Consider the following 436-nt stretch of genomic DNA (forward strand, 5'->3'; position numbering starts at 1 on the left):
GGCCAGCACCGAACAACAGGCGGTACTCGACCTCAGCCACCCCAAGGCCCGCACATCGGATTTCTACCTGCTGCTGGTGCACCAGCCCCAGGTGCTGTCCGAGCGCTCGCAGGCCTTCAACGCGATCATGTACGCGCCCGGCGGCCTGAACCGCGCGGAGCGCGAGGTGGCCAGCACCGTGGTGTCGCGCGTGAACGGCTGCGTGTACTGCGCCTCGGTGCATGCGCAGCGCTTCGAGCAACTGGCCAAGCGCAACGACGTGATGGCGCAGATCTTCGAAGACCCCGACACCGCCGGCACGAACCCGCGCGAGCGCGCCATCGTGCAAGCCAGCGCCGCGCTCACGCGCACGCCCGGCGGCTTCGGTCCGCAGCACCTGGCCCCGCTGCGCACCGCGGGCCTGTCGGACCTGGAAATCCTCGACGCGCTGCACGCC

1 protein-coding gene is annotated in these 436 nt (G+C 70.4%); it reads left to right on the top strand.

Features of this window, described 5'->3' with window-relative positions:
* Nucleotides 1-436 (top strand): peroxidase-related enzyme (locus M1M07_RS32470; protein WP_248676798.1); only part of this gene is annotated, 436 nt, incomplete at both ends.

Origin of the sequence: Rhodococcus sp. HM1, from assembly GCF_023218075.1 — a bacterium.
GTDB lineage: Bacteria > Actinomycetota > Actinomycetes > Mycobacteriales > Mycobacteriaceae > Rhodococcus.